Here is a 22,146-nt window from a genome sequence, read left to right on the forward strand (position 1 = left end):
TTTTCGGCCCCTCCGGAGGGTGCGGCGGCGCACCCGGACGCGGCGGAACGGAGAGTACGGGCGCCCTCACGCCATGGATACACGCCGGGCCGCGGGCGCACAAGGGGTAAAGGCCGCCACGGCCCCGGAAACGGCGAACGCCCCGGCCACGGGGCCGGGGCGTTCGCCGTACGACAGTGCGGACGGTGCGGACGGTGATCAGTCGCGGTCGGAGTTGACCGTCGTCTTCTGCACCTGAAGGAGGAACTCCGCGTTGGACTTGGTCTCCTTCATCTTCTCCAGGAGCAGCTCAAGGGCCTGCTGCATGTCCAGGGCGTGCAGCACGCGCCGCAGCTTCCAGGTGATCTGCAGCTCGTCCCGCGACATGAGGATCTCCTCCTTGCGGGTGCCGGACGCGTCGACGTCCACCGCGGGGAAGATCCGCTTGTCGGCGAGCGAACGGTTGAGCTTGAGCTCCAGGTTTCCGGTGCCCTTGAACTCCTCGAAGATGACCTCGTCCATCTTGGAGCCGGTCTCGACCAGCGCCGTGGCGAGGATCGTCAGCGAGCCGCCGTTCTCGATGTTGCGGGCGGCGCCGAAGAAGCGCTTCGGCGGGTAGAGCGCGGTCGAGTCGACACCACCGGACAGGATGCGGCCGCTGGCGGGTGCCGCGAGGTTGTACGCGCGGCCCAGGCGGGTGATCGAGTCGAGCAGGACGACCACGTCGTGGCCCAGCTCCACCAGGCGCTTGGCCCGCTCGATGGCGAGCTCGGCGACGGTGGTGTGGTCCTCTGCGGGGCGGTCGAAGGTCGAGTGGATGACCTCGCCCTTCACCGACCGCTGCATGTCGGTGACCTCTTCCGGACGCTCGTCGACGAGGACGACCATCAGGTGGCACTCGGGGTTGTTCCGGGTGATCGCGTTGGCGATCGCCTGCAGCACCATCGTCTTGCCCGCCTTGGGCGGGGAGACGATGAGACCGCGCTGGCCCTTGCCGATCGGGGCCACCAGGTCGATGATCCGGGTGGTCAGGACGTTCGGCTCGGTCTCCAGGCGCAGGCGCTCCTGCGGGTAGAGCGGGACCAGCTTGTTGAAGTCGGGGCGCTGGCGCGCCTGCTCCGGGTCCATGCCGTTGACGGTGTCGAGGCGGACCAGGGCGTTGAACTTCTCGCGGCGCTCGCCGTCGCGCGGCTGGCGGACGGCGCCGGTGATGACGTCGCCCTTGCGCAGGCCGTTGCGGCGGATCTGGGCCAGGGAGACGTAGACGTCGTTGGAGCCGGGGAGGTAGCCGCTGGTGCGCACGAACGCGTAGTTGTCGAGGATGTCGAGGATGCCGGCGATCGGGATGAGGACGTCGTCCTCGCTCACGACCGGCTCGTTGCCGTCGAAGCGGTCGCGGCCGCGGCGGTTGCGCTCCCGGAACCGGCCGCGGCGTCCGCGGCGGTCGTCGTCGTCGCCGTGCTGGTCGCTGCGATCCTGGCGGTCCTGGCGGTCCTGTACGCCGCGGTTCTGGCCGCCCCTGTCGCCGCGGTCGCCCCGGCTGTCACGGTCGCCCCGGCTGTCACGGCCGTCACGATCGGCCCGGCCGTCGCGGTCGGCCCGGCCGTCGCGGTCGCGGCCCTGGCCGTCACGGTCGCGGCCCTGGCCGCCGTCGGCGGTCCGCTGGTCACCGCGGCTCTCGCCACGCTCACCGCGGTCGCCACGCTCGCCGCGCTCACGGCGGCTCTCGCCACGCTCACCGCGGCTGCGGCGCTCGCGGCGGCTCTCCCCGCGCTCGGCGCGGCCCTCGGCGGCCTGGCCTTCGTTCGTCTGCTGCTCCACGACGGGAGCGGCCGCGGCCACGGGCTCGGGAGCCGTCTTCTCGGCGGCGGGTGTCGCCGGCACCACCGGGGCCACCGGGGCCACCGGGGCCGCGGTGGACGCGGGAGCGGCGGTGGGCGCGGGGGCCGCGGGCGCCGTCTCGGCCGCGGCGGCGCGGGAACGTTCCCTGCGGCTGCGGGCGGGGCGCTCGGCGGGCGACTCGGTCGTGACGACCGGAGCCGCGGGGGCCTCGGCGGCGCTGGTGGAGGCGGGGGTGCTCTCGGCGGAGACGCCCTGCTTCTCCTGAATGGCCGCGATGAGCTGGCTCTTGCGCATCCGCCCGGTCCCGCTGATGCCGAGACCGGACGCCATGGCCTGCAGCTCAGGCAGCACCATGGCGGACAGGCCGGTGCCGGAGCGACGGCGCGGCTTGGCCGCGGGGCGGGTGGGGGTGTCACCGGCCGCCGGGGTGCCGGTGGCGTCGGAGAGGAGTTCGGTGGTGTCGCTCACTAAATGGGTCCTTCCCAGGGGTCGGGCGTGGCCATGATCAGCCAATCGTCCCGGTGGTGCGATCGACCCGGAGGGACAGACCGGGTCGGGTTGCACGTCGCGATCCTCGACGGCCGGTGAAGGCCGCCGCCACTGTCGGGGAAGGGCACATCCTTGCCGTCACCATCGAGATTCGCCGACGGTGGGGCTTGGAGGACACCCCCCGGATCGCTACCGGCAACCAGATGTCGAGGTAATTCGAACGAGCATGTCTCCTCAAACGCCGCCTCGCGTTGCCCCATCCGAATATGGAGCATTCGGAGGCGACGGATTCGGGGAGGCCACTGCGGCGCTCACGCCTCACAAGGTGAGTCGTGGTGCAGCGATGTGTGACTGACAAGCACGCACCCAACAAGGGGACACCTGGTGCGGCTACCAGCCTAACATCACCAGCGCACACAGCTATTCCCTGAAGGTCGAAGAGGCATCAGCGTGTCTCGGCAGAGACCACGCCGGCACCGTGGGTTTCGACATCCAGTGACTGGATGTGCCAATCATTACCCACTTCCGGTGCGATCAAATCCTGCGTATCCCCCGTGGAAAACGCAAGGATCGTGGGACCGGCCCCCGAGACGACCGCGGGGACGCCGAGCCCGCGCAGACGTTGTACCAGATCCGCTGTCAGGGGCATCGCAGGCGCGCGGTAACCCTGGTGCAGACGGTCCTCGGTGGCGGCCAGCAGAAGCCCGCGCTCCGGTCTGGCGGTCAGAGCCGCCACCAGCAGGGCGGTCCGGGCGGCGTTCGCGGCGGCGTCGGCGTGCGGCACCTGCGCGGGAAGCAGACCCCGGGCGACCTCGGTGGACAGCCGGTGCCCCGGAACGAGGACCACGGGCCGGACCTCGGGGTGGACGGTCAGTTTCACCATACGCGGAACTCCGGACTGTTCCGTCCACGCGACGGTCAGCCCTCCGGCCAGGCAGGGCGCCACGTTGTCGGGGTGCCCCTCGATCTCGGTGGCCAGGATCAGCAGGGCGTCCTCCGACGGCGCGTCCCCGCCGCCGTCCGGGGAGGCGGGGAAGGCCAGGGCACGCGCCGCCACGATGCCGGCGCAGATCGCCGCGGAGGAGGAACCGAGGCCGCGCCCGTGCGGGATGCGGTTACGGCAGACCATCCGGACCGCGTCCGGCTGCTTGGCGCCGAAGAGGTCGAAGGCCGCGCGCATCGACCTGACGACCAGGTGGTCCTCACCCGCGCCGACCTGCCCGGCGCCCTCGCCGGTGACCTCGACGCTCAGCCCGCCCGTCGCCCCGATCTCGACCTCGACCTCGTCGTGCAGGGCGAGCGCCAGCCCGAGCGAGTCGAATCCGGGGCCCAGGTTGGCGCTCGTCGCGGGAACCCTGACGACGGCCTTCCCGCGGGGAACAGTGATCATTGGTCTCCTCGTGTGGCGGCCCGGACCCGCTCACGGACGACCCACGCCGGCGTCACGTGTCAGGCGAGTTCCAGGGCTGTGGCTGCGGCGTGGGCGTCGATCGGGATCGTGACGGGGGCGGGCGCGCCGGAGATGGCCCAGTCGGGGTCCTTCAGGCCGTTTCCGGTCACCGTGCAGACGACGCGCTGCCCCGGGGCGACGAGTCCCCGCTCGTGGGCCTGGAGGAGGCCCGCCACGCTGGCGGCCGAGGCCAGCTCGACGAACACGCCCTCCTCCTGGGCCAGGAGCTTGTAGGCGGCGGCGATCCGCCGGTCGGTGACGGCGTCGATGAGGCCGCCGGACTCGTCGCGGGCCGCCTCGGCGAGGTGCCAGGAGGCGGGGTTGCCGATGCGGATCGCGGTGGCGATGGTGTGCGGGTGGGAGACCGGCGCGCCGTTGACGATCGGCGCGGCCCCGCTGGCCTGGAAGCCGAACATGCGCGGCGTACGGGTCGCGACGCCGTCGGCGGCGTACTCGGTGTAGCCCATCCAGTAGGCGGAGATGTTGCCGGCGTTGCCCACCGGGATGCAGTGGATGTCGGGCGCGTCGCCCAGGGCGTCCACGATCTCGAAGGCGGCGGTCTTCTGCCCCTGGAGCCGGAACGGGTTCACCGAGTTGACCAGCGCGATCGGGTAGCTCTCCGAGAGCTTCCTGGTCATCTCCAGGCAGTCGTCGAAGGAGCCCTCGACCTGGAGCAGCCTGGCCCCGTGGACCAGCGCCTGGGCCAGCTTGCCCATCGCGATCTTCCCGCGCGGCACCAGCACGGCGCAGGTCAGGCCCGCACGTACGGCGTAGGCCGCGGCGGAGGCGCTGGTGTTGCCGGTGGAGGCGCAGATGACGGCCTTGGCTCCGGCCTCGACGGCCTTGCTGATGGCCATGGTCATGCCGCGGTCCTTGAAACTGCCGGTCGGGTTCGCGCCCTCGACCTTCAGGTGGACGTCGCAGCCGGTCAGTGCCGACAGCCGGGGGGCGGGGACGAGCGGCGTGCCGCCCTCCAGAAGCGTGACGACGGGCGTCGCAGCGGTCACCGGAAGCCGGTCACGGTACTCCTCGATCAGGCCACGCCACGCCCTGGTCATGATTGCTCCTCTCGCGCGTGGCGACACCACGCGCGCTACCTGCGGTGTTGGCACGAGTCTACGGGCAACCGCCCGCGCGGCGGGATTCACCGTCCACCAGGTGGGACGAATCCGTCCGATTCCGAAGGCTCGTACAGGAAACCCTCAGGCTGCCCGGGTAGGGTCGGCGCGAACTTGACAAGCGGCGACGCAGACAAGGGGCATTCTCGGATGACGGATGGAGCAGCGGCCGGGCCGCCACCGATCCGGCACAACGACCACTCTCCCCTGGCCCCGCCCGCGCTCGGCTCGTGGGAGCCGTCCCTGCCGGTCAGCGTGGTCATCCCGGCCCGCGGCGGCCAGCACCGCCTGGACCTCGCCCTGGCCGCCCTGGCCGCGCAGAGCTACCCCGCCCACCTCATGGAGGTGATCGTGGTGGACGACGGCAGCGACCCCCCGCTGCGGTTGCCGGAGCTCGCGCCGCCGGGCGCCAGGATCGAGCGGGCCGCCCCCGGCGGCTGGGGCATCGCGCACGCGGTCAACACCGGTGCCGCCCGCGCCGGGGGCGAGATCGTCCAGCGCCTCGACTCCGACATGGTCGTCTGCCGCGAGCACATCGAGGCGCTGGCGCGCTGGCACCACCTGGCCGGATACGTCGTCGCCATCGGCGCGAAGCGGTTCGTGGAGGAGCCCGTCCTGTCCCCCGGCGAGGTGCACGACGCCGTGCGGGCCGGCTCGCTCGGGGAGGTCTTCGACCTGTCGGCGGCGCAGGCCAGCTCCACCGAGCAGACGATCGCCCGCACGAACGGCCTGCGGACCAGCCGCAACCCCTACCACGTGTGCACCGGTCCCACGGTGTCGCTGCGGCGGGAGGTCTTCCACGCCGTCGGCGGGTTCGATCCGGCGGTCCTGCGCGGCGAGGACACCGAGTTCGCCTACCGGCTCGCCGCACACGGCGTGGTGTTCGTGCCCGACATGGAGGCGCAGGCGGTGCACCTGGGCATCCCCGCGCAGCGCCTCGACCGCGAACGGGCGGTCCGCACGGTCGCGCCCTACCTCGCCCAGCGCGTGCCGCTCCGCCGCGACCTGCGCAAGGACCCGGGCCGCCAGTGGCTGGTGCCGTACGTGGAGATCGTGTACCGCCTCGGAGCGGACCCGGACCCCGGGCGGGTCCGGGCGGCGGTGGGCGCGGCGCTGTCCGGGTCGCTGCCCGACGTGGCGGTCACCCTGGTCGCCCCCTGGTCGAAGCTGTCGGAGGATCGGCCGGGGCCGGACGACCCCCTCTTCGAACTGCGACTGCTGCGCGAGCACTTCGCCCACGACCGGCGGATACGGCTGGCCGACGAGGTCTCCGCGACGCCCGCGCCGATCCCGTTCCGCTACACGGGCCCGCTCTCGGCGCCGCCCGCCCGCGACTCGCTGGAGCGGATGATCGCCGCGATGCAGGACGACCGGTCCGGCATGCTCGTGGCGGACCTCGGCGAGGACGGCCCGGCGACGCTGGTGCGGACCGAGGCCCTGGGCCGGGCGCTGCTGCTGGGCGCCGCCGACGTCACCGCCTCGATCGAGGCGACCCACGGCGTACGGCACGGCGTCCGGGCGGACTTCTGGCCCTCGAAGGCTCGGAGGACGCAGAAGGCGGCACAGACGGTGCGGACGACGCAGACGGACGAAGCGGAGAAAACAGCGCGGGCGGAGAAGACGGCCCAGGCCGCCCGGCCCGAGAAGGCGGCGGAGGCGCCGAAGTCGGCGTCCTCCGGCGCCCGGCCGTCCGCTCGTGTCCCCGGACGGGCGGCGTCCGCGGCGGCCCGGCGGAACTGGCGCTCCGTGCTGCGCTCGACCCTGCGCCCCGACTGACCCGCCCGGCGCACCCGCCCGCCGACACGTCCCTCCGGCGACCGGTCCGCCGACGACCTACGGCTGACAGCCGGCTGATGGCTGGCGGACCGACGGGCGACGGCGGGCCGGATCAGCGGGCGGCGGCGGGCACGTCCTCAAACCCGGCGGACGGCGCCCCGAGGCGCCGCCGTACGACCAGGCCGAAGGCGACGACGAGCAGGCCGCACACCCCCGAGATCACGAACGGCGCGGCGGGCCGCCAGGAGTCGTACAGCGCGCCGCCGAGCGAGGAGACCACCAGGATGCCCACGGCCCCGCAGAGCGTCTGCACGCCGTAGGCCGATCCGCGCACGGCGGCCGGGACCCGCTCGGCCAGGAGCGGGCCCGCGGTGGTGATGGCGGCGATCTCCCCCAGCCCGACGAGCACCGCCACCGGCATCATCCCGGCCCCCAGCGGGTCGTCGACCAGCAACGTGGACAGGTAGGAGACGGCCGCGACCGCCTGGGCGAGGATGAGCACGTCCTGGCGGCGCATCCGGTCGCCCAGCCAGCCGAACAGCGGCGCCCCGAGCATGGCGACGGTCTGCGCGACGCCGACCACCGCCCCGGCGCGGGCCAGCGCCTCGGCGGCCGACATGCCGTGCTCCCTCGTGGCGTGGTCGGTGATCCACAGCGACAGGAAGCCGGCGACCACCGCGAGGTCGGCGCGGGCGACGAACCCCGCCGCGTAGGACAGCGCCACCCCGGGGTCGCGGGCCAGCGTCACGCCCTCGCGGACCAGGCGGGTGAGCGGGACGCGCGCGGCGCTCTCGCTGACCCGCGCGGCGGACAGGGTGAACCACATCAGCACGGCGACGCCGAGGACCGCGACGGCGACGAGCAGGAACGACAGGCGGGCGGCGGTGACCGGCTCCGCGCCGCCCTCCTCCAGTGCCTGGGGCAGGCGGACCAGCGCGAGCACCGCGACCATCGCGCCGAGCCCGCTGAACAGGCCGACCAGGCCGTAGGACTTCCCCCGGGAGCGGTCGCGGACGTAGTCGACGGCCAGCGTGGAGAGCATGCCGTTCAGCGCGGCCACGCCCAGGGCGAAGACCACCCGCAGCGCCACCAGCGCCCCGGTGTTCCCGGCGAACGGGAACAGCCCGGCGCCCAGCGCGCACAGCGTGAACCCGATGACCACGATCGGCCGGCGGCCGAACCGGTCGGCCAGCGCCCCGTACCAGGCCAGGCTGGCGATCATCGCGATCTCGGCGGCGGAGCCGAGCAATCCGACGATCTTCCCCGTGTCGTCCCCGGAGACGCCGAGGACGCCCTTCAGCACGTACGGCTGCGCCGCGGGAAGGAAGGAGATCACCATGGTCGAGGTGAACGCCAGGAACAGGAAGGCCCACATGTTGCCGCGGCCGATGCCGTCGGCGAGCTGGAGGCCAAGGACCCGGCGCGGGGAGGAGACGGCCATGCGGCGATCTTGTCAGTTACCGGGGCGCTTCTCCAGGGCCTTCCCACCGATATGATCACGGCATTTCGGAAGAACCTCCCGGGGGGAGCGGCTCGTGACCGACCAGATACCCAAGGGCATCCGCGTGGACGTTCCCAACGTCGCCCGCATGTACGACTACTACCTGGGCGGCAAGGACAACTTCCCCGCCGACCGGGAGGCCGCGGAACGGGCCCTGGCCGCGGTCCCGGAGATCCGGCACAGCACCCGGTTCAACCGCGCGTTCCTGGGCCGCGCCGTCGCCTTCTCCGCCGCCTCCGGCATCGACCAGTTCCTCGACCTCGGGGCGGGCCTGCCGACCCAGGACAACGTGCACCAGGTCGCCCGGGACGCCCGGGTCGTCTACGTGGACAACGACCCGACCGTCCTGGTCCACGGCAGGGCGATCCTCGGCAAGGACGACCGGGTGACGATCGCCGAGGGCGACCTGCGCCGCCCCCGCGAGATCCTCTCCGACCCGGACGTGCTGGCCGCGATCGACTTCGACCGGCCGGTCGCGGTCCTGCTGCTGTCGGTCCTGCACTTCGTCCCGGACGCGGAGGACCCGCTGGGCATCATCGCCACGCTGCGCGAGGCCATGGCGCCCGGCAGCCACCTGATCATGTCGCACGTGGCGATCGACGCCCGGCCGCAGGCCGCCGGCGCCGTCACCCAGGCCTACGACCGGGCGTCCGCGCCCTTCGTCGCCCGGACCGGCGAGGAGATCGTCCGCATGTTCGACGGCTTCGACGTGGTGGAGCCGGGCATCGTCAACCTTCCCGAGTGGCGTCCCGAACCGGGCACCGAGGTGCCCTACCGGGGGATCGGCGACTACTTCCTCGGCGGGGTCGGGATCGTCACCGGCGGCGTGTGAGCGCCCGCCTGACCGACGACAGCAGGCCGAGCTGCATCACCTTCCTGGCGGCGGCCAGTTCCTTCCGGGCCGCCGCCAGCTCCTTGCGCAGCCCGCCGACCTCGCGCCGCAGCTCGACGGCGTTCTTGCGCCAGCGGCCCGACTCCTCCCGCCACCGGGCGACCTCGCCGCGGAGCCGTTCGGTCTCCTTGGCGAGGCGGTCGGCCTCCGCGCGCGCCTCGGTACGGGCCCGGTAGGCGCTCCGGCGTCCGGTGATCCGCCGCGGCCCGGCGGCGAACCCGTAGGTCTCGCCGTCCACCCAGATGACCCCGTAGACGTCGTCCACGGCGTCGTCGAGGTCCTCGCCGTCGTCCGCGACGATCGCGGCGCGGGCGAACGCGGCGGTGCGCTCCAGCCGGGCCGTCACCAGCCCCGCGCCCCCGGCACCCCCCGTGTTCCCGGCACCGGCTGCGGTCCCGGCGGTCCCGGCGGTCCGGGCCCCGTCTGTGTTCCCGGCGTCTCCGGTCTCCTCTGTCTCCCCGGCGTCTCCGGTCTCCCCTGTCTCCCCGGCTGTCTCCCCGGCGGTCCCGGCCTCCTCGGCCAGGAGCACGGAGACCAGGCCGTACTCGCCCTCGACGGCCAGGTCGAGCAGGCGTGCCAGGGTGTCCTCGTCCGGTGTCCAGCCCGCGGGCAGCCGCAGCCGGTACGGCACCGCCGTCACCGATCCCGGCTCCCCCTCCCCCGGGTACGGCACGGCCTCCCCGCGACGCGGCGCGGCCTCCTCCCGGTACGGCACGGTCACGCGGGCCGCCCCGGGAGCGGCGAGGGCGAAGCGCACCCGTCCCTCGTGGGCGTAGTGGCCGCGGACGAGTGCCTTCTCCAGGTCCGGGTTCCGCAGCGGCGCGCGGCCCTCGGCGGCGACGCGGTCCCAGGGACCGACGACGGTGACCTCGACGTCGGGGAGGGTGCCTGCGAGGACGGCGTCGACCGTGGCGCGGACCTCGTCGTAGCCCGCCCGCCCACCGGCCTCGACGACCACCTCCAGGTAGGGCACCTTCCACTGCCGCGCCGGGTGGGAGCGCAGCCAGCGGTAGGACGGGATCCGGTCGGCCACGAACGCGTGGCTCACCCGGTCGATCGGCGCCTTGCCGCGCATCCGCATGGTGGGGCCGAGATGGAAGGCCCTGGCCAGCGGCTCGGGCACGAAGACCGCGCCCGCCTGGGCGAGCCGGTAGCCCATCTCGGTGTCCTGGCCGAGGATGAGGCCGGTGTCCATCGGCCCGGCCGCCGCGAGCAGCGAGGCGTTCACCGAGGTGGCGCCGCCCACGTGCAGGCTGAACGCGCGGTGCGGGTTGTCGGTGAGACCGCCGGTGCGCTCGATCAGGTCCACCAGCCAGGCGTGCGGCTCGGCGGGCTCGAACAGCTCCGCCAGGTCACCGGCGGCGGCCACCGCCTCCGGCGTGGGCGGCTCGGCGGGGGTGAAACGCAGCTGGCCGGTCACCACGAGGTACGGCGCCGCGTGGTGCCAGCGCATGTGCGCCTCGATCGACCGGCGGTCGAGGACCACGTCCGAGTCGAGCCAGTGGATCACGTCGCCGGTGGCGGCCGCGAGCCCGGCGTTGCGGGCGTGCGGGCGGCCGGGGACCGGGCAGGTGATCAGCTTCGTGCCCGGCGGCCGGAGCGCGGGCAGGCGCAGTGGCGGGTCGCTGCCGTTGTCCACCACGATGACCTCGGTCAGCCCGGCCGGGTAGCTCTGCCCGGCCAGCCCGGCGAGCACCAGGTCGAGCTTCTCCTGACCGCCGTAGGCGGGCACGACCACGCTGACCCGCAGCGAGGGCGACCAGCCTCCGAGCTCCGGAGGGGTGAGGACGCGGTGGTCGTTGCCGGGGATCCGTGCTGTCATGACGCTTCCAGGAGCAGGCTCGGGCGGAAGCCGCGCCACTGACCGGACGCGACGCGCAGGAAGTGGGCGAGCGGGAGCCGCCAGGTGTGCTGGGCCCGTACCGAGCGCCGGAGCACGTAGCCGAGGCCGTGGGTGCGGTACACGCGCGCCCCGGCGGCGTGGGCGGCCTTGAGGAAGGCCGCGTCCACCCCGCTCGGCAGGGCGGGGAAACCGCCGGTCTCGATGAACCGGTCCCGGTCGAGCAGGATCGTGCCGCCCGCCACGTGGTCGGACCAGATCTCGCCGGTGTAGTCGGTGCGGCGGACGGTGGCGTCCAGCGGCTCCAGATAGAAGAACTCGGCGGCGGTGCCCACGATGTCGGCGCCGGAGTAGGACCGCGCCATGAGCAGGTCGGCCAGGTGCTCGGGCCCGTACCAGTCGTCGTCGTCCCATTTTGCGATGTGGTCGCCGCCGGCCAGCAGGGCGGCCGTGTTGAGAGCCGTCCCGAAGGGGACGTCGGCGGCGGCCTCGACGACCGTCACCGGCACCTCGCAGGCGGCCAGGGCCCGCCGTACCGCCTCGTGCCCGGCCGGTACGCCGTGCAGGGCGAGCAGGACCTCGACCTCGATCTCCCGCTGGCGGGCGATCTGGGCGAGCGCCTGGCCGAGGTGGTGCGGCCGCATGCTGGACATCACGACGCTGACCTTCGGTGTCGTGACCGCCGCCGTCCCGGCCCCGTTCACGGCCCCGGCCCCGGCCCCGTTCACGGTGGCCCCCGCCGTCCCGGAGGCCGGGCCGCGCAGTACGTGGCGGCGCAGCCGCACGCTGTGCTCCTCGCGGCGCAGCGCGGTCACCGAGCGGGGCCCGCCGGGGTCGTCCTCGGGCGTCCAGGCCGCGAGCAGCCGGGCCAGGCCGGGCTCGACCCAGCCCGGCGAGACGGCGGCGTGCAGCGGCACCCCGGCCGCGGCCAGCCCGGCGACCGCGCCGGCCGGGGCGGGTTCGGCGGGCCACCGTACGGCCAGGCCCCGCAGCGGCCGCAGGCGGGCGACCTCCGCGGCGCTCGGGCGCTCGCCGAGCGGCTCGCCGTCGGCGGTCCAGTGCCGGCCGTCCCACACCAGCTCGGCCACGGGGCCGTCGGCGGCGCGTTTGAAGCCCTCGGGGGTCGCGGGACCGCTCTCAGCGGAACCGGTCTCCTCGGGACCCGTCTCACCCGGCCCTGTCTCACCCGGCCCTGTCTCGGCGGAGTCCGCCTCGGCGGGGCCCGTCTCGGCGGGGTTCGGGGCGGAGGGCTCGGGGACGGCCTGGGAGGGGGAAGGCTGAACGGGCACCAGCGAAGGATAGCGATGACGAAAGGCCATTTTTCACGAAATGTCCCATCCGGCCTGGTCTTCGGCATGGAGACGTCCGCGTCCTCCCTGCCCGAGGCGCGCCGAGAGGTCAGGCGGGCCGCTCATCGTGCGGCGGAGGGCGGCAGCGGACGGTAGCGGGCGCCGACCGCCTCCCCCAGGGGCCGGACGACCGTGCCGTGGGACTTCCGGGTCGCCAGCCAGCCGAGGAAGTCCTCCAGCAGCTTCGGCGACACCGAGTAGTCGCCGCAGTCCTCGCAGACCCGGTGGAAGACCAGCGGCAGGACCCCGCCGATCTTCTCGGCGTCGAAGACCTGCTGCTTCAGGCGCCGAAGCGGCGTGTCCGGGCCCGCCGAGCCCGCCGTGCGGATCGCGTGCCGGTCCCTGGGGGGCAGGCTCTCCGCCGCCGGACAGGCCGGGCACGGGAACTCGCGGAGCCCGCCGACGTCGCGGGCCGCGTCGTAGCCGCACCGGCGGGCCGCGGCCTCGGCGCGGGCGTCCACCGAGCCGAAGGGGTAGGCGAGCGTGACGGGCCGGTATCCCCAGGAGACCAGCTTCCGGCGGTCGTCGCAGATCTGGGCGCGCTGCTCGGCGACGGTCAGCTCGGGCAGGCGGAGATGCGTCAGCGTGTGGCCGCCGATCTCGTGGCCCGCACGGGCGATCGCGGCGAGCCCGCGGCGGGTCAGCTTCCGCTCGTGCCCGACGGTGCCGGTGTTGACGTAGAAGGTGCCGCGCATGCCGTGCCGCTCCAGCATGCGGGCGACGGCCGGGTGGGTGGCGTCGCCGTCGTCGAAGGTGAGCGAGACGATCGCCTTGGCCCGTTTCGGCGCCCGGCCTCCGGCCGCCCCCGCCGCCCGGGTTCCGGATGCCCCCGCCGCACGGGCGCCGGCGGCCTCCGCGCCGGCCCCTCCGGCCGTACGGTGCCCGGCGGCCCCGGGGCCCTCCCGTCCGTCCGCCCGGGCCGCACCCGGGAACGCCACCGGAAGGGCCGTCAGGAACGCCGTGAGAAGCACCGCCAGGACGGCCGTCGCGGGCGGCCGTGTCCGGCGGGCGGTCCTGTCGGCGGGCACGGCCCTGCGGGCGGCGGAGGGAGTCATACACACCACGGTACAAGCCGGTGATCACCGGCACACGCGGGGTCACCGAACCGTCCCGGCGGAATCGCCGGGACGGCTCCGGGTCAGGCGATGTCCTCGCCCTCGACGCGCATGACGCTCACCACGTCGCGGACGATGTCCATCTCGCGCAGCCCCTGGATGGTGGCCGAGAGGGCGGCGTCGTCGGCGCGGTGGGTGACGAGGACGAGCTGGGCGTCGTCGCCGTGCCCCTCCTGGCGAACGGTCTGGATGGAGACGTCCTGTTTGGCGAACATGTCGGCGACCCGGGCGAGTACGCCCGGCTTGTCGGCGACGTCCAGGGAGACGTGGTATCTCGTGACCGTCTCGCCCATGGGGTGCACCGCCAGGTCGGCGTAGGTGGACTCCTCGGGGCCGCGGGTGCCGGCCAGGCGGTTGCGCGCCACGGCCACGATGTCGCCCAGCACGGCGCTCGCCGTCGGGGCGCCGCCGGCGCCCGCGCCGTAGAACATGAGCCGGCCGGCGGACTCCGCCTCCACGAAGACCGCGTTGTACGCCTCGCGGACCCCGGCCAGCGGGTGCGACCTGGGGATCATGGCGGGGTGGACCCGCACGCCGAAGGAGCGGCCGTCGTCGGAGCGGGCGCAGATCGCCAGCAGCTTGATGACGTATCCCATGGCTCTGGCGCCGGCCACGTCGGCCGCGGTGATCTCGGTGATGCCCTCGCGGTGGACGTCCGCGGCCGTCACGCGGCTGTGGAAGGCGATCTTCGCGAGGATCGCGGCCTTGGCGGCGGCGTCGAAGCCCTCCACGTCGGCGGTGGGGTCGGCCTCGGCGTACCCCAGGGCCTGGGCCTCCTCCAGCGCGTCGGAGAACGACGCCCCGGTGGAGTCCATCTTGTCGAGGATGTAGTTGGTGGTGCCGTTGACGATGCCCATCACCCGGTGGACGCGGTCGCCCGCCAGCGACTCGCGCAGCGGGCGGATCAGCGGGATGGCCCCGGCGACGGCCGCCTCGAAGTAGAGGTCGGCGCCGTTGGCCCGCGCCGCGGCGTGGACGGTCGCGCCGTCCTCGGCGAGCAGCGCCTTGTTGGCCGTGACGACCGACCTGCCGCCTTTCAGGGCCGACAGGATGAGGGACCTGGCCGGCTCGATGCCGCCGATCACCTCGACGACGATGTCGACGTCGTCCCGGGCGGCCAGCGCCTCGGCGTCGGTGGTCAGCAGGGCGGGATCGACCTCGATGTCCCGCCTGCGGCCGAGCCGCCGCACGGCCACCCCGGCGAGTTCGAGCGGGGCCCCGATGCGCGCGGCGAGGTCGTCCGCCTGCTCGTGCATCAACCGGATCACCTGCGAGCCGACGACGCCGCACCCGAGGAGGGCGACTTTCAGAGCCATGCGCCCGCACCACCCATCTCGCTCACGGCCGCCCTCACAGCTGGCCCCTCAGCAGGTCTTCCTCGGTCTCCCGGCGGACGATCACCCGGGACTCCCCGCCCCTGACCGCCACCACGGCGGGCTTGGGGAGGTAGTTGTAGTTGTTGGCCAGCGACCGGCAGTAGGCGCCGGTGCCGGCCACCGCGACCAGGTCGCCGGTGGCGAGGTCGGCCGGCAGCCACAGGTCGCGGATCACCATGTCGCCGCTCTCGCAGTGCTTGCCCACCAGGCGCGAGAGCATCGGCTCCGCGTCGCTCTCCCTGGAGGCCAGGCGCGCGGTGTACTCGGCACCGTACAGGGCCGTGCGGATGTTGTCGCTCATGCCGCCGTCGACGCTGACGTAGGTGCGCAGTCCCTCGACGTCCTTGATCGTGCCGACCTCGTAGAGCGTGACGCCCGCGCGGCCGGCGATGCCGCGGCCCGGCTCGACGGTCAGCCGGGGCACCGGCAGACCGGCGGACTCGGCCACCCTGGCGACGATCTCCCGCAGGCCGTCGGCGATCACCTTGACGTCGGGCGCGGTGTCGCCCTCGACGTAGGGGATGCCGTAGCCGCCGCCGAGGTCGAGCTCGGGCAGGACGACGCCGTGCTCCTCCTTGATCTGCACCAGGAGCGTGGCCAGCCGCCGCGCGGCGACCTCGAACCCGGCCGTGTCGGTGATCTGCGAGCCGATGTGGGAGTGCAGGCCGACGAGCTCCAGCTGGGGCAGGGCCAGGACGCGGCGGGCCGCCTCGGCCGCGGCGCCGCTGCTGAGGGAGAAGCCGAACTTCTGGTCGTCGTGGGCGGTGGCGATGAACTCGTGGGTGTGCGCCTCGACGCCCACGGTGACGCGGATCATCACCCGGGGGCGCGTGCCGTGCCGCTCGGCGAGGAAGCCCAGGCGGGCGATCTCCTCGAAGGAGTCGGCCACGATGTGCCCGACGCCGGCCTCGACGGCCCGCTCCAGCTCGGCGAGCGACTTGTTGTTGCCGTGCATCGTGATCCGCTCGGGCGGGAAGCCGACGCTCAGCGCGACGGCCAGCTCGCCGGCGCTGCACACGTCGAGGCCCAGCCCCTCCTGCATGATCCAGCGGGCCGTCTCGCGGCACAGGAACGCCTTGCCGGCGTAGTGGACGTCGCCGCCGGCGAACGCCTCGCGGTAGTCGCGGCACCGGGAGCGGAAGTCCTCCTCGTCCACCACGTAGAGAGGGGTGCCGTGCTCGGCGACCAGGTCCCTGACGTCGGCGCCGCCGATCGTGACGGCGCCGCCGTCACGGCCGGCCGTTCGCGGCCAGATCTGGGGATCGAGTCCGTTGAGGTCGGCGGGCGCGTGCGGAGGGCGCTCCTCGGGCAGCACCTCGGCGTGCCGGTCACCGGCGGGATGGGCGAATCGACTCACCCGATCGAGGCTATCGGACCCGGCGGCGCCGATGAGACGGATGACCACCTGTCGAGACGCCGTCCTCCCCAATGGCATGAAGTTTTCACGTGTTTCACACCCGAGACGCGATATTTTTACGTTTCTCCCCGCTTTCGCCGTCAGGACATCCGTGCCCCGGCCCCGCCGCGCGGAGGGACCGTACCCGGGAGACCGTGCCCGAAGGGCCGCGCCGCCGCCCCCGTCGCCGGGAGGCCGTCAGGACACCTGTTTCGCCGGGACGCCCCAGGTGTTGCACGCCCCCACCGTGCCGGTGCGCTGCCCCCGGGCGATCCACGCGGCGCTGCTGGCGCCCGAGCCGTGCGACTGGCGGTAGCTCGCCGCCGGGCCGTCCGCGTCGCCGGCGTCGGCGGCGGCCAGCCGGCGCTGGTCGCGCAGCAGGCGCGGGCCGACGACCCGCAGCGCCGCCGCGGCCAGGCAGTCGGCCTGCAGTTCGAGCCGCCGTGACCACGCCTCGTCGAAGGTCTCCGAGCCCCGCCGGTCGGCGATCCCGCTGACCTCCTGGACGTGGTGGGCGTACTCGTGGGCGAGGGTGAACATCATCGGGGCCGTCCGGCCGTCGCCGCCCTGGACCAGCACGTTGACCACGCGGTCCCTCGGGCAGTAGATCCCGGCCCAGTCGTGGTCCTCCTTGCCGCACGCGGCGTCCGCGGGGACGCGGACCAGCCGCAGCTCGGAGGGGGGCGTGTACTCGACGCCGGCCTCGGCGAGCGACGCCGCCCACATCCGGTCCAGGCAGCGGGCCAGGGCGCGCAGGGTCACGCCCGCCCGGGCGTCGAGGTCGCGGGGCAGCCCGGCGCAGCGTCCGCCGACCGGCCGGGTCGCGGCGTAGAGGCGGTGGGTGGCGGCGGCCGACCGGGGCGAGCCGGGCGCGGTCCCGATGAGGCTCCGGAGGTCGCCGCGGAGGTAGACCGTCCCGCCCGCGATGACCGCGAAGGCCAGCGCGATCGGCAGGACGCGCCGGATCACCCCTGGCCTGCGAGGCTCCCCGGGCGCCCAGTCCCGCGGACCGCTCATCGACCCCTCCCGTCCGTTCGCTCCGTAAAGGTTCCCCACGGACTGTCCGTGAGGGTTTATCACAGGCGGCTCGGCGCTGTCTCGCCGAGTGCGGCCAGCCCTTCGGCCAGCACGTCCCGTACGGCGCGGGCCAGCCGTACCCGGGCGGCGTGCAGCGGCGAGGGCGGCTCGTCGCCCGAGGGCAGGGCGGGGGCGCGCTCGAACGCGTCGTGGTAGGCCAGGGCGAGCTGCTCGGTGTAGGCGGCCCAGCCGGGGTCCCGGCTCACCCGCCTGCCGGGCAGCTCGGCGAGCGACCTGAGCACGGCGCGGTCCGGGCGGCCGGTGAGCAGCTCGGGCCGGAAGTCCCCGGCCACGCCCAGCTCCGCGGCCCATCGCTGCACGGCCACCGCCCGCACGTGGGCGTACCGTACGGCGAAGCCCGGGTTGGCCCAGGTCCGCGGGAGGTCCGGCCAGGGAGGAGGACCGGCGGCGGCCGGGACCGTGGAGGCCACCGGGGCCGGGCCGATCTCGGCGACCAGCTCCCCCGGCACGGCGACCTCGATCTCCAGGAACCCGCCCGGTCGTACCCGCACGGCCGCGATCCCGGGCAGCGCGCGCAGCCGCGCCGCCATCGCCTCCGGGTCCTCGCCGCGCCGCAGCGCGGCCGGGGAGACGTACGTCGCCGCCTCGGCCCAGGTGCCGCGCGGGATCGGCGGCAGGCCCAGGACCTCCGCGAGCCCGCCGGGCGTCACGGCCGGCCGCCGGGGGTCGCGCCCGCGGGCGGCGTCACACCGGCGAACGAGCCGGTGAGCGGTGCCATGGCGGTGAGAGGCGTCATGCCGGTGAGCGCGCCCGTGAGCGGCGTCACGGCGGTGAACGCGCCGGTGAGCGGTGCCACGCCGCGCAGTCTAGACGAGCGCGTGCGGCTCGGGCGGGCCGTAGTCGACGAGCCGTGCCGCGCCGAGGAGCCAGCGGTCACGGTCGCGCACGCACACGTAGCCGTAGCGGTCGGCGGAGAAGACCTTGATCCCGTCGGCCCGGCACTGACGCATCAGCACCTCGTCCCAGCCCTCGGAGACGTCGGCGAAGCCGATGCCGCGCAGAACGGCGCGGCGGGCCAGCAGCGTCGCCCCGGAGACCTCCGGCAGATAGGAGTACTCGGCCGCCGGCTGGCGCAGCACCGTCGCGGCGACGTCGCGCATGTGGGCGAAGTAGGCCGCCTTGCCGACGATGTCGGCGGTGGTGAACAGGAAGGGGCGGGCGAGGTCGGTCAGGTAGTGCTCGCCGTAGAGGTCGCGGCCGTCCATGACGGCGACCAGGTCGCCCTCGCACAGGTCCAGGGCGCGGTTCAGCATGCCGCCGAGGGTCGTCCCGGACTCGGCGCGGCGGGCCGTGACGTCCACCCGGTCGGGCATCGCGGCGCGGGCCCGCTCGGCCGCGTCGGCGGCGTCCGACAGCACGACGAGCTGGACGACGCCCTTCTGCGGCGCGACCTGGGCGAGGGCGTGGTCGAGGTCGCCCCGGTCGATCAGGATGACCGAGATGTTCAGGGTGGCGCGGGCGCTGGGCAGGCCGATCGCGTCGAGCAGGTCGTCGACCTTGTGGCTCATCGTGCCGCCGGCGTAGACCTGGCGGAGCGCCGCGTGGGCCCGGCGGTCGTCGGCGGAGAGGGCGAGGGCGTCCGGCGGGGCGGGCGGCCCGGCCTGCGGCGGCGCCTCGGCCACGGCTCCGGCCGGGTTCACCGGGGTGATCGGGGTGCCGCAGGCGGCCAGCTCGGCCATCCGCCAGGGCTCGGTGCCCGGCGGGCAGTACACGGCCCTGGGCCAGCGGTAGGAGGTGAGGACGTCGGGATACGACAGGTGGGCGGGGAGCAGTTCGGCGAGGGTCAGCACCCGGTCGAAGCGGTCTCCGGCCAGCGGCAGCGGGTTGTGGACCCGGGGCTGGACGGCGAAGGGCAACAGGCCCAGGGAGGGCGGGCGGCGGCCGGGCTCCGGCTCCCGCGCCGCCAGGGCGGCGCCCCACTCCTTGACGGTGCCGGGCAGCGCCGAGACGACGTGCTCGAACAGGCCCGCGGCGGCGGTGAAGCGGCCGACCTCGCCGTGGGTGTGCCAGAAGACGGTGCGGATGCCCCGCTCGGCGCACCACGCCAGCAGGGCGCGCAGCCCCGGGCCGGCCTCGCGCACCTCGTCGGCCCAGGGGCCCTCGGTGACCGACTCCACCAGCAGCAGGTGGGGGACCTCGGCCGACAGGGCGCGGGTGAAGTCGCCGGGGGTGAACCCGGCGGTCTGGCGCCACTCGTAGCGCAGCAGCGCCTCGGCGTGCGGTTCGGCGACGACGGCCGCGGTCAGGTGGGGGCGGGTGTTGGGGCCGGTCGGCACGCGGAAGGGCTTGAGCTTGACCGAGGCGCCGCCGACGATCCGGGTGGAGGTGGTGGCCTGGAACGACGCGCCGGGGATCTGCCGGTCGGTCTTCCTGGTGACCGGGATGGGCTGCCGCTTGGGCGCGGCCGGGCGTTTGGCGGGCTTGGCGGCCCCGCGCAGGCCGCGCGCCAGCCTGACCGGGTTGCTCTTGCCCGTCTTGATCGCGTCGCCGAGCCGGGACCAGCGGGCCACCTGCACCGACGAGAGCTTCCACCTGGCCACCTCGGCCTGATAGCGCTGCTCGGCCAGGTCGCGGCGGAGCCTCTCCTCGGCCGCCTGCGCCGCGGCGAGGCCCTTCTCGGCCTGCTCCAGGCGTTCGCGCAGCGCGTTCGCCTCGGCCGATGCGCGCTCCGCGTCGGCGATCTTCGCCTGCGCCGCGTCGAGCAGTCTGGCCAGCTCGGCGGCCCGCTCCGCCTGGGCCACGGCGTCCCGCAGCGCCAGCCGTGTGCTCTCGAGTTGATCGCCCGTCACGCCGTCCTCCGATTCCTTAGCCGGGCGAAAGGATACCCTTTACTCAATCGCGACAAAGAGGAGTAGCACGGTGCAGTGGCCGACGTTCAATGTGAGGCCGTACGTCTGCGGCGGCATCGGCCACCTCGACGAGGCCGCGCTGGAGACCCTCCGGCAGGCCGGGCCGCGGGTACGGCCCGCGCTGCGCGAGCCGGGAGCGGCGCTGTTCAGCTCCTCGCCGCTGCCGCCGTACCACCGCGGCGAGGGGACGTGGGCGTTCGCCTGGGGTGAGCGCGGGCCGTCGGGACCGGGCCGGACCCGGTCGTGGATCGGGATCGCGGAGGAGTACGAGACGCCCGGCCTGATCGGCGACGGCGAGCGGATCGTGCTGCACGCCGGCGGGCTCGGCCTGGTCGACGTCTACTACCTGGCGCTGGACGGCGTGGTCTACTTCTCCTCCCTGCTGGAGCCCCTGCTGTCGCTCACGCGTGGGCCCCACGAGGTCGACTGGGAGGCCTGGGCCGCGATCATCCAGGTCACCTTCCCGCTCCGCGACGACACCCCCTACACCGGGGTCAAGCGGCTGGCCGGGGCCGGGGCCCTGGTGCTCGACCGGGCAACCGGCCGGATCGCCACCGAGCGGATGCTGCCCCGCTGGCTGCGGGAGGAGCCGTTCGAGGCGGGGCGCTCGGCCGGGGAGATCCTGGAGATCCTGCACGAGGTCTACAAGGACTTCGAGGACCGGCCGCTGCTGGTGCCGGTCAGCGGCGGCTACGACTCGCGGCTGCTGTGCTCGGTCGCGGTGTCCCGGGGCGCCGACGTGGAGTCGTGGACGACCAGCCCCGACGACGGCACCGACACCGACATCGCCTTCGCCCGCGCCATCACCCGCGAGCTGGGCGTACGGCACCGCGTGATCCCCCAGGACCCCGCCGCCTACCCCTCCGACGCGCTGGACGTCGCCCGGCGTCTCTCCTTCCTCACCCCGCACCACGCCTGGTACGCCCCCTTCGCCCGCGAGGTCCACCGGGCGGGCCGGACCCTGGTGGACGGCCTGGCCGGCGGGCCGCTGCTGAAGAACTTCATGGTCAGCGGGGCCGCGATCACCGCCTCCTCGCAGGCCGAGCGCAAGGCCGCGCTGCTGGGCTCGCTGTCGCTGGGCGCCCCCTCGGTGCCGTTCCTGTCCGAGGCCGCCGACGAGTGGATCGGCTCCGTGGTGCGGACGGCCTTCGACCAGTCGACCTCGATGCTGAACGGCCACCGGGCCGAGCTGCCCCTCTCCGTGCTGCACACCCGGACGGCCCGGGGCATCGCCCGCTCCGCCGTCGACCTCGTCGGGCCCGAGGTGTCGTTCGTCGCGCCGTTCATGCACCCGGCCTTCTTCGACGCGGCGCTGTCGGTGGGGGTGGCCAGGAAGGACGGCGGGCGCTTCTACCGGGAGCTGCTGCACGCGGCCGATCCGCGCGTCGCGGCGCTGCCCTCCACCAACGTGGTCAAGCAGCCGCTCCAGCGGGTCCCGCTGCGCTCGGCCGCCGCGCCGGCCAGGGAGTACGGTCACCGCATGCTGGCCCGGGTCGCCTCGACGGTGCCCGAGCTGCTGTCGGAGCAGCTCCAGGACGTCGTCGCCGCCGGGCCGGACGCCCTGGCGCGGTTCAACGGGTGGAACGACCGGTTCTGGGTGCGCGGCCTGGTGCTCTTCGGGGCCTGGCTCACCGACAACGAGGAGCGCCTGACCGGCCTCACCCCGCCCTGGGCCTGAGGGACGCCCTCCGGGGGTTCCGGACCCGTCCGGCTCCCCCCGTTCGAAACGGCCGCGCCCCGGAACCCCCGGGACGGCATCGCCGGAAAACCCTTTCCCACCGTCCCCGGCGCGGACCGGCCGGGTGACCGTACGCCCAGGTCAGCGTGATCGTGGCCGACGGCTTCACGGTAAAGGAACGGTAAGTGTCGTGACGGCTACGCGCGTATGGCGCGATACTCGCGGGGAATCCGCGGAACGGAGCGGAGACCGTCCGATTTCTGGGGGTTCCCCGCACCCCTCCGGCTGGTAGTCTTCGCGCAGAAAGCGCCACAAACGGACGGCACCGAACCACGAATTCGGTCCGACCGGGGCCCGGAGCTCATGGGGATGACGACTCCCGGCCAGCGCGGTCACCA

At 74.2% G+C, this 22,146-nt stretch carries 16 protein-coding genes; 3 read left to right on the forward strand and 13 right to left on the reverse strand.

Going from position 1 to position 22,146, the window contains the following annotated elements:
- Positions 1 to 198: 198 nt before the first annotated feature.
- From rho to thrC, 3 genes are all read right to left on the reverse strand, one after another.
- A complete protein-coding gene (rho, locus tag ACZ6W9_RS18455; protein WP_470118747.1) occupies positions 199 to 2,289 on the reverse strand; it encodes a transcription termination factor Rho in 2,091 nt (696 codons plus the stop codon).
- A gap of 466 nt (positions 2,290 to 2,755) precedes the next feature.
- Positions 2,756 to 3,700 carry a homoserine kinase gene (gene thrB / locus ACZ6W9_RS18460; RefSeq protein WP_389964600.1) on the reverse strand — a complete coding sequence of 315 codons (945 nt, stop codon included), beginning with the start codon at positions 3,698 to 3,700 and terminating at the stop codon, positions 2,756 to 2,758.
- A 59-nt stretch (positions 3,701 to 3,759) separates the two neighbouring features.
- The gene (gene thrC / locus ACZ6W9_RS18465) at positions 3,760 to 4,818 is read right to left on the reverse strand and encodes a threonine synthase (RefSeq protein ID WP_470118749.1); all 1,059 of its coding nucleotides are present in this window, start codon (positions 4,816 to 4,818) and stop codon (positions 3,760 to 3,762) included.
- Positions 4,819 to 5,028: 210 nt separating this feature from the next.
- Between thrC and ACZ6W9_RS18470 the strand changes: the two genes are divergently transcribed.
- A complete protein-coding gene (locus ACZ6W9_RS18470; protein WP_389964594.1) occupies positions 5,029 to 6,654 on the forward strand; it encodes a glycosyltransferase in 1,626 nt (541 codons plus the stop codon).
- Between the two features lie 112 nt (positions 6,655 to 6,766).
- On the opposite strand, the gene ACZ6W9_RS18475 is transcribed toward ACZ6W9_RS18470, so the two are convergent.
- Complete coding sequence (locus tag ACZ6W9_RS18475; RefSeq protein ID WP_389964591.1) at positions 6,767 to 8,095, reverse strand: MFS transporter; 1,329 nt, start codon at positions 8,093 to 8,095, stop codon at positions 6,767 to 6,769.
- A gap of 94 nt (positions 8,096 to 8,189) precedes the next feature.
- Here ACZ6W9_RS18475 and ACZ6W9_RS18480 point away from each other — a divergent pair, with 94 nt between their 5' ends.
- Positions 8,190 to 8,987 carry an SAM-dependent methyltransferase gene (locus ACZ6W9_RS18480; RefSeq protein ID WP_389964588.1) on the forward strand — a complete coding sequence of 266 codons (798 nt, stop codon included), beginning with the start codon at positions 8,190 to 8,192 and terminating at the stop codon, positions 8,985 to 8,987.
- On the opposite strand, the gene ACZ6W9_RS18485 is transcribed toward ACZ6W9_RS18480, so the two are convergent.
- The 9 genes from ACZ6W9_RS18485 to ACZ6W9_RS18525 form a co-directional block, all read right to left on the reverse strand.
- Positions 8,971 to 10,869, reverse strand: coding sequence for a glycosyltransferase (locus ACZ6W9_RS18485; RefSeq protein ID WP_389964585.1), 1,899 nt, complete (start codon positions 10,867 to 10,869; stop codon positions 8,971 to 8,973). The two genes, ACZ6W9_RS18480 and ACZ6W9_RS18485, sit on opposite strands and share 17 nt — an antisense overlap.
- Complete coding sequence (locus ACZ6W9_RS18490; protein ID WP_389964582.1) at positions 10,866 to 12,176, reverse strand: glycosyltransferase family 2 protein; 1,311 nt, start codon at positions 12,174 to 12,176, stop codon at positions 10,866 to 10,868. The genes ACZ6W9_RS18485 and ACZ6W9_RS18490 overlap by 4 nt, the downstream gene beginning before the upstream one ends.
- Before the next feature lie 122 nt (positions 12,177 to 12,298).
- Positions 12,299 to 13,291: a polysaccharide deacetylase family protein gene (locus ACZ6W9_RS18495; RefSeq protein ID WP_389964578.1), complete on the reverse strand. Its 993-nt coding sequence runs from the start codon at positions 13,289 to 13,291 to the stop codon at positions 12,299 to 12,301.
- An 83-nt stretch (positions 13,292 to 13,374) separates the two neighbouring features.
- Positions 13,375 to 14,667: a homoserine dehydrogenase gene (locus ACZ6W9_RS18500; protein WP_389964575.1), complete on the reverse strand. Its 1,293-nt coding sequence runs from the start codon at positions 14,665 to 14,667 to the stop codon at positions 13,375 to 13,377.
- 34 nt (positions 14,668 to 14,701) lie between these two features.
- On the reverse strand, positions 14,702 to 16,084 hold the full coding sequence (gene lysA / locus ACZ6W9_RS18505) for a diaminopimelate decarboxylase (protein ID WP_389964572.1): 1,383 nt from the start codon (positions 16,082 to 16,084) through the stop codon (positions 14,702 to 14,704).
- 237 nt (positions 16,085 to 16,321) lie between these two features.
- A complete protein-coding gene (locus tag ACZ6W9_RS18510; protein WP_389964569.1) occupies positions 16,322 to 17,140 on the reverse strand; it encodes a neutral zinc metallopeptidase in 819 nt (272 codons plus the stop codon).
- 59 nt (positions 17,141 to 17,199) lie between these two features.
- The gene (locus ACZ6W9_RS18515) at positions 17,200 to 17,871 is read right to left on the reverse strand and encodes a DALR anticodon-binding domain-containing protein (RefSeq protein WP_389964567.1); all 672 of its coding nucleotides are present in this window, start codon (positions 17,869 to 17,871) and stop codon (positions 17,200 to 17,202) included.
- Positions 17,868 to 18,017 (reverse strand): hypothetical protein, encoded by a 150-nt coding sequence (locus ACZ6W9_RS18520; protein WP_389964564.1) that lies wholly within the window; start codon positions 18,015 to 18,017, stop codon positions 17,868 to 17,870. The genes ACZ6W9_RS18515 and ACZ6W9_RS18520 overlap by 4 nt, the downstream gene beginning before the upstream one ends.
- 10 nt (positions 18,018 to 18,027) lie before the next feature.
- Positions 18,028 to 20,010, reverse strand: a complete 1,983-nt coding sequence (locus tag ACZ6W9_RS18525; protein WP_470118755.1) for a glycosyltransferase — start codon at positions 20,008 to 20,010, stop codon at positions 18,028 to 18,030.
- Between the two features lie 70 nt (positions 20,011 to 20,080).
- Here ACZ6W9_RS18525 and ACZ6W9_RS18530 point away from each other — a divergent pair, with 70 nt between their 5' ends.
- A complete protein-coding gene (locus ACZ6W9_RS18530; RefSeq protein ID WP_362930384.1) occupies positions 20,081 to 21,748 on the forward strand; it encodes an asparagine synthetase B family protein in 1,668 nt (555 codons plus the stop codon).
- Positions 21,749 to 22,146 lie beyond the last annotated feature (398 nt).

This window comes from Streptosporangium sp. NPDC053982 (assembly GCF_055585205.1).

Excerpts from the sequence above, each read along its gene's own strand:
- thrB (WP_389964600.1), bottom strand. The coding sequence starts at position 3,700 with ATGATCACTGTTCCCCGCGGGAAGGCCGTCGTCAGGGTTCCCGCGACG.
- thrC (WP_470118749.1), bottom strand. The coding sequence starts at position 4,818 with ATGACCAGGGCGTGGCGTGGCCTGATCGAGGAGTACCGTGACCGGCTT.
- ACZ6W9_RS18470 (WP_389964594.1), top strand. The coding sequence starts at position 5,029 with ATGACGGATGGAGCAGCGGCCGGGCCGCCACCGATCCGGCACAACGAC.
- ACZ6W9_RS18475 (WP_389964591.1), bottom strand. The coding sequence starts at position 8,095 with ATGGCCGTCTCCTCCCCGCGCCGGGTCCTTGGCCTCCAGCTCGCCGAC.
- ACZ6W9_RS18485 (WP_389964585.1), bottom strand. The coding sequence starts at position 10,869 with ATGACAGCACGGATCCCCGGCAACGACCACCGCGTCCTCACCCCTCCG.
- ACZ6W9_RS18495 (WP_389964578.1), bottom strand. The coding sequence starts at position 13,291 with ATGACTCCCTCCGCCGCCCGCAGGGCCGTGCCCGCCGACAGGACCGCC.
- ACZ6W9_RS18500 (WP_389964575.1), bottom strand. The coding sequence starts at position 14,667 with ATGGCTCTGAAAGTCGCCCTCCTCGGGTGCGGCGTCGTCGGCTCGCAG.
- ACZ6W9_RS18510 (WP_389964569.1), bottom strand. The coding sequence starts at position 17,140 with ATGAGCGGTCCGCGGGACTGGGCGCCCGGGGAGCCTCGCAGGCCAGGG.